Here is a 15,977-nt window from a genome sequence, read left to right on the forward strand (position 1 = left end):
GGCTCAGAAGAGTTCTTTGGCCAGCAGTTCCAGGGTGTGTTCGCGGCCCGGGTTGGTGGCCGGGTCGGTGCCGCGGTGCGCGGAAGCGACCGGGCTCACCATCACCTCGTCGACGTCGAATCGTTGGGCCAGCGCCCGAATCTGATCCGCCGCGTCGGCCGGGACGCCGACCACGGCACGCTGCAGCCCGCCGTCGATGATGTGCTGTTCATGCTCGGATACCCGCGCCGCCTGGGCGTCCTCGACCAGGTCGACAGCGCCCAGCGGGCGCCCGGTGCGCAGCCGGGCCATCATCTGCAGGTTGGGCAGCACCAGTGCCGTTGCCTCGTCGCGGGTTTCAGCGACGGCCGCGTTCACCGTCAAGAATGTCGTGGGCTCGGCGCACAATTCGCTCGGCACGAACGTCGACCGGTACAGCGCCAACGCCTCCTCGGTGCCCTTGCCGGAGAAGTGGTGCGCGAAGACGTACGGCAGGCCTTTGGCCGCGGCCAGGCGCGCCGAATACATGCTCGACCCGAGCAGCCACAACCGCGGCTCGGTGGCCGCGGCCGGGGTGGCCTTGAGCAGGTAGTCGCCGTCGCGCAGCTGCACCTGCACACCGCGGGCGCTCATCATCGCCCGCACATGGTCGAGGTAGTCGGGGAAATTGTCGATGTCCGAGCCACCGCGGCCGGATCGCAGCATCACCGAGGTGATCGGATCCGATCCCGGAGCGCGCCCGATGCCCAGGTCGATACGGCCCGGTGCGGCCGCCTCCAGCAGCGCGAACTGTTCGGCCACCGCCAGCGGCGCGTGGTTGGGCAGCATCACCCCACCCGAGCCCAGCCGCACCCGGGAGGTCTGCGCGGCCAGGTAGGCGATCAGCACCGGCGGGCTGGTGGCACCCACCGACGGCATGTTGTGGTGTTCGGCCAGCCAGTAGCGGGTGAAACCGAGCCGGTCGGCGGTCTGCGCCAGCCGAACCGTGGCCGCCAGCGCGTCCGCGCTGGTCTGGTCGGTGCGGACCGGGACGAGATCGAGGACGGAGAGACGCACGTGCGGGTGCAACGCCTACGGCCCGCCGAAGCTTCCCGGCCGGCCGATGCCGGCCCGCTTCACGGCCTCGCCGAAAACGTCGTCGAGCATCGCCGGGGTCAGCCGTCCGGTGAACATGTTCTGCTGGCTGGGGTGAAAACAGCCCAGAATCTGCAGGTCCGGTCCCAGGTCGGCGGCGACGCCGTGACCGAAGCGGGGCCGGGGTTTGGGCACCCGGTCGCCCACCAGGCGCAGCGCGATCTGCCAGGCGAACCCGCCCAGCGGAACGATCACCCGTACGTGCCTGGCGATCATCCGCCACTCGGCGTCCAGCCACGGCGCGCAGGTGTTGCGTTCGGCGGTGGTGGGGGCGTTACCCGGCGGCGCGCAACGGACCGGGGCGACGATCCGGATCTTGTTGGCCCGCAGGCCGTCGGCGGCGTCGACGCTGGTCGGCTGGCTGACCAGGCCGGCGCGGTGCAGGGCGGCGAACAACTGGTCGCCGGACCGGTCGCCGGTGAACATCCGCCCGGTTCGGTTGGCGCCGTTGGCGGCCGGGGCCAATCCGACGATCAGCAGCCGTGGCCGCTCCGAGCCCCAGCCGGGCACCGGCCGCCCCCAATACGGTTGGTCGGCGAATGCGCGGCGTTTGACCACCGCCACCTCCTGGCGCCAGTCGACCAGCCGCGGGCAGGCCCGGCACACGCTGACCTGTGCGTCGAGTTCGGCGAGCGAGGCCGCCGCGTCGGACAGCACCACCACCTGAGCGGCGTCGGCGGCGACCGCGGTCTGCGGCGTGGCCGGATCACCGGGCCATCCGGAGCCGGGGGGCACCGGGGAGTCGAAGGGCCGGCCGGTGCGCGGATGCGGGTGCACGCCTCCATCGTGCATGGCTGTCCCGCAGACCGGGAAACGAACGCTGGATCGGTGCGGATCAGCTCGTAGGATCGGTGCGTGGACGCCGATGTGCTAGATGAGCTGATCGCGGAGTTGCCCGACGGCATGGTCGTCACCGACCCGGCGATCACCGAGGGCTATCGCCAGGACCGGGCCTGCGACCCGGCAGCCGGCAAGCCGATGGCGGTGGTGCGGCCGCAGCGCACCGATGAGGTGCAGGCGGTGATGCGGTGGGCCAGCCGGCATCGGGTACCGGTGGTGCCGCGTGGTGCGGGCACCGGACTGTCCGGGGGCGCGACCGCCCTCGACGGCGGGATCGTGTTGTCGACGGAGAAGATGCGTGAGATCACCGTGGATCCGGTCACCCGGATCGCGGTGTGCCAGCCCGGGCTGCTCAACGCCGAGGTCAAAAAGGCGGTGGCCGAACACGGGCTGTGGTATCCGCCGGACCCGTCGTCGTTCGAGATCTGCAGCATCGGCGGCAACATCGCCACCAACGCCGGCGGGTTGTGCTGTGTGAAATACGGCGTGACCACCGACTACGTGCTCGGCGTTCAGGTGGTGCTGGCCGACGGCACCGCGGTGCGCCTCGGCGGTCCGCGGCTCAAGGATGTCGCGGGGCTGAGCCTGACCAAGTTGTTCGTCGGCAGCGAGGGCACCCTGGGGGTGATCACCGAGGTCACACTGCGACTGCTGCCGGCCCAGACACCGTCCAGCGTCGTGGTGGCGACCTTCGCCACGGTGCGCGCCGCCGCCGACGCGGTGCTGGCCGTCACCTCGCGGATCCGCCCGGCGATGCTGGAGTTCATGGACGGCGCGGCGATCAACGCCGTGGAGGACCACATCCGGATGGGCCTGGACCGAGAGGCCGCCGCCATGGTCCTCGGCGGCTCCGATGAACGCGGCCACGCCGGCGCCGAGGACGCCGAGTTGATGTCGGCGATCTTCCGCGAGCAGGGCGCCAAGGAGGTGTTCTCCACCGACGACCCGGACGAGGGCGAGGCATTCGTCGCCGCCCGACGGTTCTGCATCCCGGCGGTGGAGGCCACCGGGTCGCTGCTGCTCGAAGACGTCGGGGTGCCGGTGCCGGCGCTGGCCGATCTGATCACCGGCATCGAAGAGATCGCGGCCGAACGGGATTTGACGATCTCGGTGATCGCCCACGCCGGCGACGGCAACACCCACCCGCTGATCGTGTACGACCCCGCCGACCCCGACATGACGTTGCGCGCCGAAGCCGCGTTCGGCGAGATCATGGACCTGGCCGTCGGACTCGGCGGCACCATCACCGGCGAGCACGGGGTGGGCCGGCTGAAGCGGCCGTGGCTGGCCGGCCAGATCGGACCGGATGCGGTCGCCCTTAATCGGCGGATCAAGGACGCGTTGGATCCCGACGGGATCCTGAACCCCGGCGCGGCGTTCTGACCTGCGCCGAGCCGGAATCCTGCGACACTTCCGCAGCGTGCCCCGTCGTAGATTTCCGGCTCGGGGATTGATCGCGGCACTCAGATGTCGTATGAATGAGACATGACAGCGTCTGTGTCTCATGAGGCCCGGTTCGAACTCGGCTCCGCCGAAACCTGGCCGAACCCCTACCCGATGTACACCGCACTGCGTGATCACGACCCGGTGCATCACGTGGTGCCGGAGGGCAGACCCGATCAGGACTACTACGTGCTGTCCCGGCACGCCGACATCTGGGCCGCCGCGCAGGACTACGAGACGTTCTCGTCGGCGCAGGGCCTGACGGTCAATTACGGCGAACTCGAACTCATCGGGCTGGCCGACAATCCGCCGATGGTGATGCAGGACCCGCCGGTGCACACCGACTTCCGCAAGCTGGTCTCGCGTGGATTCACCCCACGCTCGGTGGAAACAGTGGAGCCGAAGGTGCGTGCGTTCGTCGTCGAGCGCATCGAAAAACTGCGCGCCAACGGCGGCGGCGACATCGTCGCCGAACTGTTCAAGCCGCTGCCGTCGATGGTTGTCGCGCATTATCTGGGCGTGCCGGACGAAGACCGCGGCCAGTTCGACGGCTGGACCGATGCGATCGTCGCGGCCAACACCGCCGAGGGTGGTTTCGCCGCGGCGGCCGAAGTGGCCAGCGATGCGGTGGCGTCGATGCTGGGCTACTTCACCGGACTGATCGAGCGCCGGCGCGCCGACCCCGGCGACGACACCATCTCTCATCTGGTTGCTGCCGGCATGGGTGCCGACGGCGACGTCGCCGGCATCCTGTCGATCCTGGCGTGGACGTTCACCATGGTCACCGGCGGCAACGACACCACCACCGGAATGCTGGGCGGCTCGGTGCAATTGCTGCAGCAGCGCCCCGACGAGCGTCGCCGGCTGATCGAGAATCCCGACCTGATCCGCGACGCGATCGATGAGTTGCTGCGGCTCACCTCGCCCGTACAGGGCCTGTGCCGCACCGCCACCCGCGACGTGACCATCGGCGACACCACGATCCCGGCCGGGCGCAAGGTGATGCTGCTCTACGGGTCGGGCAACCGCGACGAGCGCCAGTACGGCCCGGACGCGGCGGAACTGGATGTCGCTCGTAAGCCGCACCAGATTCTGACGTTCTCCTCCGGCGTCCACCACTGCATCGGCAATGCGGCCGCCCGGATGCAGTCGCGGGTGGCGTTGACCGAGTTGCTGGCCCGCTGCCCGGATTTCGCGGTCGACCCCTCCGGTATCACCTGGGCCGGTGGCAGTTACGTGCGCCGCCCGCTATCGGTGCCGGTTACCGTGGCCTGATGGCCGGTAACAACTGGCTGGCCGGCCAGCGCACCGAGGTCGCCGCCGAGCGCATTTTGGACGCCGCCGGTGAACTGTTCACCCAGCACGGTCCCGACTCGATCGGGATGCGTGAGATCGCCACGGCGGCAGGGTGTTCCCGCGCGACGCTGTACCGGTATTTCGAGAATCGCGATACCTTGTACACCGCGTATGTGCACCGGGAGGCGCACGCGATTTACGGCCAGCTCGCCGAACACCTGGCGAACGTCACCGATCCGCAGGAACGGCTGATCACCGGCATCACCTGGGCGCTGAAGCTGGTGCGGCAGAGCCCCGCGCTGGCGGCATGGTTCGCCAAGTCCGGCCCGCCGATCGGCGCGCAGATGGCCGACCGATCCGATGTGATCACCGCGATGGTGGCGGGGTTCCTGGGCTCGGTGGGAGTGATGACACCGGAAGTGGCGGAGCGCCGTGCCCGCTGGACGGTGCGGGTGATGACGTCGCTGCTGAACTTCCCGGGTCAGGACGACGCGGAGGAACGGGCGATGCTGGAGGAGTTTCTCGCGCCGGTGGTGCTGGCGCACAGCGATGACAGCAGCGTTAAACAGTCCAATATGCCTGGGATTTAATCGATTTACGCGAGACGCCGAACTCGTCGCGCAGTATCTTGACCGCGGCGCGGGTGGTGTGGTTGTCGCACGCCACCCAGCCGAAATGGTCGGTGGCGTCGAACGCCGCGGCGCTGAGCGCCTGCAGCAGCGCCTCGCCGTCGTTCTTGCGCTCCACCCACGTGATGCCGGTGCTGCGGGCCACCGGCAGTTCCTGGTCGCCGTCGTTCCCGGCCTCCAGGAACACCCGTGCGGGCGCATCCCCGATCGCGGTGAGCAGCGTGTTGATCGCCGGCAGCGACGCGGTGTCACCGACGATGACGTAGCCGGCCGGCGCCGGTTCGGGGAGCGCGAACTTGCTGCCCATCACCGTGGCTTCGATGGTGTCCCCGGGCTGCGCGCCCCGCGCCCACTGGCACGCGACGCCGTGATGCAGCGCGAACTCGATGTCGACGGTATCGGCCTCGGGGTCGGGGTTGACCAGGGTGTAGCCGCGCTGATGGGTTTTGTCGCCGTCGGCGAACCACAGCCGAATCCACATCGTGGGATGCAGCGGGCGATCCCCCAGGATGCCGCCGCCGTCGAAGCTCAACCGCACGTAGTGCGGGCTGATCTCGCGCCGGCCGGTCACCGTCAGCCGGTAATCCCCCGCACCCAGCAGTTTCAACACCGCGCCCTGCCAGCCCCGCGAGGCTCCCTGGTTGGCCATCCACGCACACCTTTCTGCAACTTAGGGCAGCATAACCTATGTTGCCGAGCGGAGGGTCGGCCGCCGAGTGTTCAGCGCACCCGGGTGAAGCGGTGCAGCAGCCAGGACACCGGAATGGTGATCGCCAGCGTCACGACGAACAGCATCAGCATCGACCCGGTGTAGACCGGATATTCCAGCACCTTCACCAGGGCGATGTTCATCACCAGCAGGTGGACCAGGAAGATCTCATACGAGATCTCCCCCAGCCAGACCATCGGCCGCCGCGCCAGCAACCGGGCATAACCGCCCTGATTGCCGAGTGCCAGCGGCGCCACCATCAACGTGGCGATCACGGCGTAGAACGCGGATTTGATCAGAGCCTCCCCCAGCCCGTCGGGCGATGTGGTCGGCGCGCCCGCGATGGGGGTCGCGGCGATGAAGTAGCTGATCACCGCCAACGGCAACACGACGAACCCGTAGCAGCGCACCCCCATCGTCTGCAGCACGGCCAGCAGCATGCCGCCGACGAACCAGGCCAGATAGCTGGGCAGCCACAACCGGGCGGAATAGGGCAGCCACGCCACGGTGTGCACCAGGATCAGCCAGGCCGGGGTGATCATGGCGAGGGCCGTCAGGCCGGCGATCAGCCGACCGGGCCGCCAGCAACGCCGGCACAGCAGCACCAGCAGGGCGTAGGCCAGTAGCGGCAGCACGAGGTAGAACGCCACCTCCACCGCCAGGCTCCACATCTGGGTCAGGCCCTGATGCAGATAGCCGTCGAAAAGGTAGTGCTCGGAGTAGATCTGGGTCAGCGTCAGGTTGCGGAACAACCCGATCCAGCTGTGCCCCGGGTTGTAGCCGGAGCCCAGGGGCTGGGCGAAGAGCTCATAGATCAGGTAGGCCGCCGCGACGGTGACGATGTAGGCGGGCATGATCCGCCGCACCCGGTGCCAGGCATAGCGGAGTACCGACGGTCCGGCCGATCCTGCGGCGGCGGCGGTGACCCACGGCCGGAACAGCAGGAAGCCGGACAGCACGAAGAAGATCGGCACGCCGATCTCCATGCGCGACGAGACCAGACCCGCGTAGCCGTGGGTGTACTTGCCGGTGCTGTAGGCGGCGTGCGTGCCCAGCACCAGCAGTGCCGCCACCGCTCGGATACCGGTGAGCGAGGCAACCCGGTCGACCTTGGTGACCTGCTCCAGGCCACCCCCGGCGTCCTCCGTGCGGGACAAGGTCATTCGGTGGGTTTCCGGCGCGGCTTCCCGTTGTCCCGGCGGTTGGCCTTGCCCGGCGCCCGGTCGGGTTGCAGATTGATCAGCACCCCCTGGATGCGGGTGCGCTCGAGCGCCTTGAGGGTCTGGTGCGACAGCTTGGCCGGCAACTCCACCAGCGAGAAGTCGGGTCGGATGGTGATGTGACCGAAGTCGCTGCGGTGCAGGCCGCCTTCGTTGGCCAGCGCCCCGACGATCGCGCCCGGGTTGACCCGATGACGTTTGCCGACGGCGAGGCGGTAGGTCGCGAACCCCTCCTTGGGGCCCGCACCCGGTTTGCGCGCCGATCGCTCCGGTCGCTCCGAGCGATCCGGGCGCTCACGGCGCTTGTCCCGCGGTGGTTCCGGCGCCATCAGGAACTCCTCGCCGTTGCGGGATTGCAGCGCCAGCGCCGCGGCGATGTCGGCCATCGGGACGTCGTGTTCGCGGCTGTAATCCTCGATCAAGCTGCGGAACAGGTCCATACCCGACGCGCCGAGGGAGACCGTGATGGAATCGGCGAACTTCGCTACCCGCTGGGCGTTGACATCCTCGACGGTGGGCAACGCGATCTCGGTGAGCTTCTGGCGGGTCGCCTTCTCAATCGCCTTGAGCAGGTGACGTTCCCGCGGCGAGACGAACAGCAACGCGGTCCCCGAGCGTCCGGCCCGCCCGGTGCGTCCGATCCGGTGCACGTAGGACTCGGTGTCGTTGGGAATGTCGTAGTTGAGCACGTGCGAAATGCGCTCCACGTCCAGGCCGCGCGCCGCCACGTCGGTGGCCACCAGGATGTCGAGGTTGCCCTCTTTGAGCGCGGTGATCGTCCGTTCCCGTTGTGCCTGCGCGATATCACCGTTGATCGCGGCCGCGGAGAACCCACGTGCGCACAACCTTTCGGCGACCTGCTCGGTGGCCTGTTTGGTGCGGACGAAGACGATCATCGCCTCGAACGGCTCGACTTCCAGGACCCGGGTCAGCGCATCCATCTTGCGGGGACCGGCCACCTCGAGATACCGCTGCGAAATATTCTCCGCCGTCGCAGTTTTCGCTTTGACGGTGACCTCGACCGGGTCGTGCAGGTACTTGGCCGTGATCTTACGGATCGCCGGCGGCATGGTCGCCGAGAACAGCGCCACCTGCTTGTACTCGGGGGTGTCGGACAGGATGCGTTCGACGTCTTCGGCGAAGCCCATCTGCAGCATCTCGTCGGCCTCGTCGAGCACCAGGAAATCTACCCGGGACAAGTCGAGGGTTCCGCGTTCCAAGTGGTCGATGACGCGCCCGGGGGTGCCGACCACCACCTGAGCACCGCGCCGGAGCCCGGACAGCTGCACGGTGTAGGACGAGCCGCCGTAGATCGGCAGCACGTTGACCCGTGGCAGATGCGCGCCGTAACGGCCGAACGCCTCGGCGACCTGCAGCGCCAGTTCGCGGGTGGGCGCCAACACCAGGGCCTGGGTGGCTTTGCTGTCGGTGTCGATCTTGGACAGGATCGGGATCGCGAACGCGGCCGTCTTGCCGGTGCCGGTCTGCGCCAGCCCCACCACGTCGGACCCCTCCAGCAGCGCCGGGATGGTGGCGGCCTGAATCGCCGACGGCGTCTCGTAGCCGACGTCGGAGACCGCGCGCAGCACCGACGGGTGAATCTGCAGGTCGGCGAAGGTCGCGGTGGGGGCATCTGGGTCTGTCATGGCAGATGGAGTCTATCGGCTGATCACCGCCCCACCCGCCACGCTGCCACGACTGTCACACCGGGGGCCGGGCCGGATCAGGTACGGTGCCCGGTGTGTCGTGGGTAGCAGGCCGGGCCCTGGCTGGGGCAGCCGCCGTCGGACTGATCCTTTCCGGCTGCGGCTCAGGCGATTCAACGGTCGCCAAAACACCCGAAGGCACCCGCCCACCGTCGGCCGCACCGTCGAACGCGCCGGGCCCGACCGCGGCACCCAGCACCAGCCCGCCCCCGGCAGACCCGTGCGCGGTCAACCTCGCCGCCCCCGAGATCACCAAGGCCGTTTCCGAGCTGCCCCGCGATCCGCGCAGCCAGCAGCCCTGGAACCCCGAACCGCTGGCCGGCAACTACAACCAGTGCACCCAGCTCTCGGCGGTGATCGTCAAAGCCAACACCAACGCCGAGCACCCCAACACCCGGGCGGTGATGTTCCACCAGGGCCACTACATCCCCCAGGGGGTGCCCGACACCTACGGCTTTTCCGGCATCGACGTGTCCCAGTGCACCGATGACGTCGTCGCCCTGCAGGCGACCAGCGGCATCGCGGGGCTGACCAGTGTGGTCAAGTTCCGCTGGAACGGCACCGGCGTCGAGCTGATCGGCAACGCAACGCGCTGAGCGCCTTACCGCCCGGGCAGCCGTTGGCGGCGGACCGGTAGCGCCAGCGGCTCGGTGACGGGGTCCGCGGGGTCACCCGGCCCCCTGGTGACGGTGTACTCGACGTATTCGTATTCGTCGTCGTAGTCGTCGTATCCGTCCGGGAACAGGTGGTCGTCGGCGGAGTCGCGCGGCTCGGGAGCCGTCGAGGTGAGCGCACCGACCAGAAACAGCGCGGCGACCACCCCCAGCAACGCCACGAAGGCCGGCAGCAACGTCGATTGCGACATCGCGGCGGCAAACGGCGCCCGCAGCATCTCCGGTAGTTGCAGGCCGTTGGGTTCGGGGCGGTGCGCGCCGGGGGGCATGGCCGGCATCTCCGCGGCGATCTGGCGGGTCATGAATGCGGCCATGCCCGCGCTGCCCAGCACCGCGCCGATCTGGCGGGTCGCGTTGAACACCCCGGAGCCCGCTCCGGCCAGCTGCGGCGAGAGGTTACGGGTGGCGGTGGCGGCCAGCGGCGACCAGATGAACGCCATCCCCAGCCCCATCGCGGCGAACGGCAACAGCAGCCGCCAGATCGGTGTGGTGGGCGTCATCTCAATGGACAGCCAGGTCAGTCCGATCGCGAGCATCGAGAAACCGAAGCCCAGCACCGGCCGCGGATGCGCGCGGTCCACGATCTTGCCGACGAACGCCGCCGGGGCCCCGCTGGCGATGGCCATCGGCGCGGTCAGCAGGGCCGAGCGCGTCGGCGACAGCCCGCAGACCGCCTGGGCATAGAACATGACCGGCAGGATCATCGCGACCGCGGCGAAGCCGATCACCGCGACCCCGACGTTGGCCAGCCGGAAATCGCGGTCGGCGAAGACCCGCAGCGGGATCAGCGGCTCGTTCTTGTTGATCGCCTGCCAGTAGAGGAACGTCGCCATGAACCCGATGCCGGCGACCAGCACCGCCCAGATCCACGGCTGCCAGGCGTTGGACTGGCCTTCTTGCAGCCCGAAGACGATCAGGAACACACCCACGCCCGAGAGGCCCACGCCGACCAGGTCGAAGCGGTGGGTGTGGGTCGGCAGCACCGGAATCAGCCAGGCCGCCAGCCCCAGCCCGATGATCCCGATCGGCACGTTGATGAAGAAGATCCACGCCCAGCCCAGGGCGTCCACCAGGACACCGCCGGCCAGCGGGCCGATCAGGGTGGCGACCCCGGCGGTGGCACCCCAGATGCTCATCGCCACACCGCGCCGATCGGGCGGGAAAAGCCGGGTGATCATCGACAGCGTCTGGGGGGTGAGCAACGCGGCACCGAAGCCCTGGAGCACCCGCGCCGCGATCAGCATCCCGATGCTGCCGGACAGCCCGCACCACAGCGAGGCCACGGTGAACACCGCCAACCCGGTCAGGTACAGGTTCTTCGGGCCGAAGCGGTCCCCGAGGCGCCCGGACACCAGCAGCGGCACCGCGTAGGCCAGCAGGTAGGCGCTGGTCACCCAGATCACCGTGTCGTAGCCGACGTGCAGATCGGCCATGATGCTCGGGTTTGCCACCGAGACGATGGTGGAGTCGACCAGGATCATGAAGAACCCGATCACCATCGCCCACAGCGCATACCAGGGGTTGCTCGCCGGTTGGGCGGTCACGGAACGCCGATCTGCACCGCGAGCGGGCCGTATCCCCACTTCATCGCCGGCGCGCCTCTGCACCGCTGCGACGCTACGGACAGTTCGCCATCCGGACAACCTGGGTCGCCGGTGACACCCCTCACCGCCGGCCCCCATCCGGGAACGCCGCCCGTCGTGCTGGCGTTAGCCTGGTGGCACGCCATTCGGAGGGGAGACGGCCATGAGAGCCCGACGGAGCGGATCAGCGACCCGGCCACCCGGCGCCGACGATGAGCAGCCGGGCACCGGCGCCCGTGCCCTGTCCCGCGTCATCGAGCGTGGCTCCCGGCTGCAGCGCCCGGCGGTGCAGGCCTACGTCGAGCGACTGCGCAATGCCACCCCCGGCGCCACCCCGGCCGAGGTGGTCGCCCGCCTGGAGAAGCACTACCTACGTGCGGTGACCGGCAGTGGCGCCGCGGTGGGCGCCGCCGCGGCGGTACCGGCGATCGGCACCCTGGTCGCGATCTCCGCCCTGGCCACCGAGACGGCCGTGTTCCTGGAGGCCACCGCGCTGTTCGTGCTGGCGGTCGCCGAGGTGCACGGCGTTCCTGCTGAGCAGCGGGAACGGCGGCGCGCCCTGGTGCTGGCCGTGTTGGTCGGCGACGGAGGCAAACGCGCGGTCGCCGATCTGCTCGGCCCCGGCCGCACCCGCGGTGCCTGGCTGTCGGAGGGCGCCGCGACGCTGCCGGTGCCGGCGGTGTCGCAGCTGAACTCCCGGCTGCTGCGGTACTTCGTCAAGCGCTACACCGTCAAGCGCGCCCTGCTGGCGTTCGGCAAGATGCTGCCGGTCGGGATCGGGGCGATGGTGGGCGCCTGGGGGAACCGATTGATGGGCAAGAAGATCATCGCCAATGCCGGTAAGGCATTCGGTCCGGCACCCACCCGCTGGCCGGTCACGCTGCACCTGCTGCCCGCGGTGAAAGACGTCGGATAGCGTCGCGCTGGCCTGCGGTGATGTCCGAACACAGCGCCGGTGAAGCGCTAGCCTTGAGGGGCGGACGACTCCGGCGGAGCAGCACGCAAGTAAACCGCGGCAACTGGTGTGAGGCGCAGTTGCCCAGACACAGGAATCGAGGCGAGTAGCTGCCGTGAGCAGTGCAACTTCACCATTCGGCCAGAACGAGTGGCTGGTCGAGGAGATGTACCGGAAGTTCCGCGACGACCCGTCCTCGGTCGATCCCAGTTGGCATGAGTTCCTCGTCGACTACAACCCCGAACCGGCGGCCGAGACTCCGCCGGCAACCAACAGCGCGCCGGCGGCGGCCCCCGCCGCCCCGGCGGCTCCGTCCGCTCCGGCTCCCGCGCCGTCGGCACCCGCAGCGACCAAGCAGGCTCCCGCCGCCACCGTGTCCCCGGGCGCCGGCGACGAGGTTCAGGTGCTGCGCGGGGCAGCCGCGGCAGTGGTCAAGAACATGTCCGCCTCGCTGGAGATCCCGACCGCGACCAGTGTGCGCGCGGTCCCGGCCAAGTTGATGATCGACAACCGGACCGTCATCAACAACCACCTCAAGCGGGCCCGCGGCGGCAAGGTGTCGTTCACCCACATCCTGGGCTACGCCATGGTGCAGGCGGTCAAGAAGTTCCCGAACATGAACCGCTACTTCGCCGAGGTCGACGGCAAGCCCAGCGCGCTGACCCCGCCGCACGTCAACCTCGGCCTGGCCATCGACCTGCCGGGCAAGGGCGGCAAGCGTTCGCTGGTGGTGGCGGCCATCAAGGGCTGCGAGAGCATGCGGTTCGGCCAGTTCATCGCCGGCTACGAGGACATCGTCCGTCGCGCCCGGGACGGCAAACTGACCGCTGAAGACTTTGCCGGCGTGACGATTTCGCTGACCAACCCCGGCACCATCGGCACGGTGCACTCGGTGCCGCGGCTGATGGCGGGTCAGGGCGCCATCATCGGCGTCGGCGCCATGGAATACCCGGCCGAGTTCCAGGGCGCCAGCGAGGAGCGCATCGCCGAACTGGGCATCGGCAAGCTGGTCACCCTGACGTCCACCTACGACCACCGCATCATCCAGGGCGCGGAGTCCGGGGACTTCCTGCGCACCATCCACGAGACCCTGCTCTCCGACGCATTCTGGGACGAGATCTTCCGCGAGCTCGGCATCCCGTATGAGCCGATCCGGTGGCGCACCGACAACCCCGACTCGATCCTGGACAAGAACGCCCGGGTCATCGAGCTGATCGCCGCCTACCGCAACCGCGGGCACCTGATGGCTGACACCGATCCGCTGCGGCTGGACAAGACCCGCTTCCGCAGCCACCCCGATCTCGACGTGCTCACCCACGGTCTGACGCTGTGGGACCTGGACCGCGAGTTCAAGGTCGACGGGTTCGGCGGCGCCCACTACAAGAAGCTGCGCGACGTGCTGTCGGTGCTGCGCGACTCCTACTGCCGCCACATCGGGGTGGAATACACCCACATCCTCGAACCCGAGCAGCAGGCATGGCTGCAGGAGCGGACCGAGACCAAACACGTCAAACCGACTGTCGCTCAACAGAAATACATTCTGAGCAAGCTGAACGCCGCAGAGGCCTTCGAGACCTTCCTGCAGACCAAATACGTCGGGCAGAAGCGGTTCTCGCTGGAAGGCGCCGAGACCGTCATCCCGATGATGGACGCGGTGATCGACCAGTGCGCCGAGCACAACCTCGACGAGGTGGTCATCGGCATGCCGCACCGCGGCCGGCTCAATGTGCTGGCCAACATCGTCGGCAAGCCGTATTCCAAGATCTTCAGCGAGTTCGAGGGCAACCTGAACCCATCGCAAGCGCACGGCTCCGGCGACGTCAAATACCACCTGGGCGCCACCGGCACCTATCTGCAAATGTTCGGCGACAACGACATTCAGGTGTCACTGACCGCCAACCCGTCACATCTGGAGGCCGTCGACCCGGTGCTGGAGGGGCTGGTTCGAGCCAAGCAGGACCTGCTCGACAAGGGCACCACCGAACAGGGCTTCTCGGTCGTGCCGATGATGCTGCACGGCGACGCCGCGTTCGCCGGTCAGGGCGTGGTTCCCGAGACGCTGAACATGACGCTGCTGCCGGGTTATCGGGTCGGCGGCACCATCCACATCGTGGTGAACAACCAGATCGGGTTCACCACCGCCCCGGAGCACTCCCGCTCCAGCGAGTACTGCACCGACGTCGCGAAGATGATCGGGGCGCCGATCTTCCACGTCAACGGCGACGACCCCGAGGCGTGCGAGTGGGTGGCGCGCCTGGCCGTGGACTTCCGCCAGCAGTTCAAGAAGGACGTCGTCATCGACATGCTGTGCTACCGCCGCCGCGGGCACAACGAGGGTGACGACCCCTCGATGACCAACCCGTACATGTACGACGTCATCGACACCAAGCGCGGCGTCCGCAAGAGCTACACCGAGGACCTGATCGGCCGCGGCGACATCTCGATGAAGGAGGCCGAGGACGCGCTGCGCGACTACCAGGGCCAACTGGAGCGGGTGTTCAACGAGGTCCGTGAGCTGGAGAAGCACCCGGCGTTACCCAGCGAATCGGTGGAGTCCGAGCAGATGATTCCCGCCGGACTGTCCACCGCGGTGGACAAGTCGCTGTTGGCGCGGATCGGTGATGCGTTCCTAGCCGCACCCGACGGGTTCACCGTGCACCCGCGGGTGCAGCCGGTGCTCGACAAGCGCCGGGAGATGGCCTACGAGGGCAAGGTCGACTGGGCCTTCGCCGAGCTGCTGGCTCTGGGTTCCCTGGTCGCCGACGGCAAGCTGATTCGGCTGTCCGGGCAGGACACCAAGCGAGGCACCTTCAGCCAACGGCATTCGGTGATCATCGACCGCAGCACCGGCACCGAGTTCGTTCCGCTGCAGTTGCTGGCCACCAACCCCGACGGCACCCCGTCCGGCGGCAAGTTCCTGGTCTACGACTCGCCGCTGTCGGAGTTCGCGGCGGTGGGATTCGAGTACGGCTATACGGTCGGGAACCCCGACGCGCTGGTGTTGTGGGAGGCCCAATTCGGCGACTTCGTCAACGGCGCCCAGTCGATCATCGACGAGTTCATCAGCTCCGGTGAGGCCAAATGGGGACAGTTGTCCTCGGTGGTGCTGCTGCTGCCGCACGGCCACGAGGGCCAAGGCCCCGACCACACCTCCGGCCGGATCGAGCGGTTCCTGCAGCTGTGGGCCGAAGGTTCGATGACCATCGCGATGCCGTCGACGCCGTCGAACTATTTCCACCTGCTGCGCCGGCACGCCCTCGACGGGATCCGGCGGCCGCTGATCGTGTTCACGCCCAAGTCGATGTTGCGCAACAAGGCGGCGGTCAGCGAGGTCAAGGACTTCACCGAGGTCAAGTTCCGCTCGGTGTTGGAGGAGCCCACCTACGAGGACGGCGTCGGCGACCGCAACAAGGTCAACCGTGTGCTGCTGACCAGCGGCAAGCTGTACTACGAGCTGGTGGCACGCAAGGCCAAGGACAACCGCGACGACATCGCGATCGTGCGTCTGGAACAGCTGGCGCCGCTGCCGAGGCGCCGGCTGCTGGAAACCTTGGACCGCTATCCCAATGCCACCCAGTACCGCTGGGTGCAGGAGGAACCGGCCAATCAGGGCGCGTGGCCGCGGCTCGGCCTGGAGCTGCCCGAGTTGCTGCCCGACAAGCTGACCGGCATCAAGCGCATCTCGCGGCGGGCCATGTCCGCGCCGTCGTCGGGGTCGTCGAAGGTGCACGCCGTCGAACAGCAGGAGATCCTCGACGAGGCGTTCGGCTGAGGAACGCAGCCGAACGGTCGAGGAGACATCGGGCGCC

12 protein-coding genes are annotated in these 15,977 nt (G+C 68.5%); 6 read left to right on the forward strand and 6 right to left on the reverse strand.

The annotated features are described in order from the left end of the window. Positions 1-3: 3 nt before the first annotated feature. Both AC5Y36_RS21965 and AC5Y36_RS21970 read right to left on the reverse strand, forming a co-directional pair. On the reverse strand, positions 4-1,035 hold the full coding sequence (locus AC5Y36_RS21965) for an LLM class flavin-dependent oxidoreductase (protein ID WP_500043075.1): 1,032 nt from the start codon (positions 1,033-1,035) through the stop codon (positions 4-6). A gap of 15 nt (positions 1,036-1,050) precedes the next feature. Next, positions 1,051-1,905, reverse strand: a complete 855-nt coding sequence (locus AC5Y36_RS21970; protein WP_500043076.1) for a uracil-DNA glycosylase — start codon at positions 1,903-1,905, stop codon at positions 1,051-1,053. A gap of 63 nt (positions 1,906-1,968) precedes the next feature. On the opposite strand from AC5Y36_RS21970, the gene AC5Y36_RS21975 reads away from it, so the two are divergent. The 3 genes from AC5Y36_RS21975 (at position 1,969) to AC5Y36_RS21985 (ending at position 5,282) form a co-directional block, all read left to right on the forward strand. Next, entirely contained in the window at positions 1,969-3,336 is a 1,368-nt protein-coding gene (locus tag AC5Y36_RS21975; RefSeq protein WP_500043077.1) for an FAD-binding oxidoreductase, read from the forward strand. A 102-nt stretch (positions 3,337-3,438) separates the two neighbouring features. Next, positions 3,439-4,671 carry a cytochrome P450 gene (locus AC5Y36_RS21980; RefSeq protein WP_500043078.1) on the forward strand — a complete coding sequence of 411 codons (1,233 nt, stop codon included), beginning with the start codon at positions 3,439-3,441 and terminating at the stop codon, positions 4,669-4,671. Next, positions 4,671-5,282, forward strand: coding sequence for a TetR/AcrR family transcriptional regulator (locus AC5Y36_RS21985; RefSeq protein WP_500043079.1), 612 nt, complete (start codon positions 4,671-4,673; stop codon positions 5,280-5,282). Before AC5Y36_RS21980 ends, AC5Y36_RS21985 begins: the two co-directional genes overlap by 1 nt. Here AC5Y36_RS21985 and AC5Y36_RS21990 read toward each other — a convergent pair. The 3 genes from AC5Y36_RS21990 to AC5Y36_RS22000 form a co-directional block, all read right to left on the reverse strand. Then, entirely contained in the window at positions 5,254-5,970 is a 717-nt protein-coding gene (locus AC5Y36_RS21990; protein WP_500043080.1) for a siderophore-interacting protein, read from the reverse strand. The genes AC5Y36_RS21985 and AC5Y36_RS21990 overlap by 29 nt on opposite strands. 71 nt (positions 5,971-6,041) lie before the next feature. Beyond that, on the reverse strand, positions 6,042-7,193 hold the full coding sequence (locus AC5Y36_RS21995; protein WP_500043081.1) for an acyltransferase family protein: 1,152 nt from the start codon (positions 7,191-7,193) through the stop codon (positions 6,042-6,044). Then, positions 7,190-8,896, reverse strand: coding sequence for a DEAD/DEAH box helicase (locus AC5Y36_RS22000; RefSeq protein WP_500043082.1), 1,707 nt, complete (start codon positions 8,894-8,896; stop codon positions 7,190-7,192). Before AC5Y36_RS22000 ends, AC5Y36_RS21995 begins: the two co-directional genes overlap by 4 nt. Before the next feature lie 86 nt (positions 8,897-8,982). Between AC5Y36_RS22000 and AC5Y36_RS22005 the strand changes: the two genes are divergently transcribed. After that, positions 8,983-9,552 carry an LppP/LprE family lipoprotein gene (locus AC5Y36_RS22005; protein ID WP_500043083.1) on the forward strand — a complete coding sequence of 190 codons (570 nt, stop codon included), beginning with the start codon at positions 8,983-8,985 and terminating at the stop codon, positions 9,550-9,552. A gap of 5 nt (positions 9,553-9,557) precedes the next feature. On the opposite strand, the gene AC5Y36_RS22010 is transcribed toward AC5Y36_RS22005, so the two are convergent. Next, positions 9,558-11,129 carry an MFS transporter gene (locus AC5Y36_RS22010; RefSeq protein WP_500043088.1) on the reverse strand — a complete coding sequence of 524 codons (1,572 nt, stop codon included), beginning with the start codon at positions 11,127-11,129 and terminating at the stop codon, positions 9,558-9,560. Between the two features lie 247 nt (positions 11,130-11,376). Here AC5Y36_RS22010 and AC5Y36_RS22015 point away from each other — a divergent pair, with 247 nt between their 5' ends. Both AC5Y36_RS22015 and AC5Y36_RS22020 read left to right on the forward strand, forming a co-directional pair. Further along, a complete protein-coding gene (locus tag AC5Y36_RS22015; protein WP_500043084.1) occupies positions 11,377-12,129 on the forward strand; it encodes a hypothetical protein in 753 nt (250 codons plus the stop codon). A gap of 205 nt (positions 12,130-12,334) precedes the next feature. Beyond that, complete coding sequence (locus AC5Y36_RS22020; protein WP_500043089.1) at positions 12,335-15,940, forward strand: multifunctional oxoglutarate decarboxylase/oxoglutarate dehydrogenase thiamine pyrophosphate-binding subunit/dihydrolipoyllysine-residue succinyltransferase subunit; 3,606 nt, start codon at positions 12,335-12,337, stop codon at positions 15,938-15,940. Positions 15,941-15,977: the final 37 nt, after the last annotated feature.

It is taken from the genome of Mycobacterium sp. NGS50 (assembly GCF_059812545.1).

Bases quoted from the DNA above. Each gene is read 5' to 3' on its own strand.
- AC5Y36_RS21970 (WP_500043076.1), bottom strand. From the start codon at position 1,905: ATGCACGATGGAGGCGTGCACCCGCATCCGCGCACCGGCCGGCCCTTC.
- AC5Y36_RS21980 (WP_500043078.1), top strand. From the start codon at position 3,439: ATGACAGCGTCTGTGTCTCATGAGGCCCGGTTCGAACTCGGCTCCGCC.
- AC5Y36_RS21985 (WP_500043079.1), top strand. From the start codon at position 4,671: ATGGCCGGTAACAACTGGCTGGCCGGCCAGCGCACCGAGGTCGCCGCC.
- AC5Y36_RS21990 (WP_500043080.1), bottom strand. From the start codon at position 5,970: ATGGCCAACCAGGGAGCCTCGCGGGGCTGGCAGGGCGCGGTGTTGAAA.
- AC5Y36_RS21995 (WP_500043081.1), bottom strand. From the start codon at position 7,193: ATGACCTTGTCCCGCACGGAGGACGCCGGGGGTGGCCTGGAGCAGGTC.
- AC5Y36_RS22000 (WP_500043082.1), bottom strand. From the start codon at position 8,896: ATGACAGACCCAGATGCCCCCACCGCGACCTTCGCCGACCTGCAGATT.
- AC5Y36_RS22010 (WP_500043088.1), bottom strand. From the start codon at position 11,129: ATGGTGATCGGGTTCTTCATGATCCTGGTCGACTCCACCATCGTCTCG.
- AC5Y36_RS22015 (WP_500043084.1), top strand. From the start codon at position 11,377: ATGAGAGCCCGACGGAGCGGATCAGCGACCCGGCCACCCGGCGCCGAC.
- AC5Y36_RS22020 (WP_500043089.1), top strand. From the start codon at position 12,335: ATGTACCGGAAGTTCCGCGACGACCCGTCCTCGGTCGATCCCAGTTGG.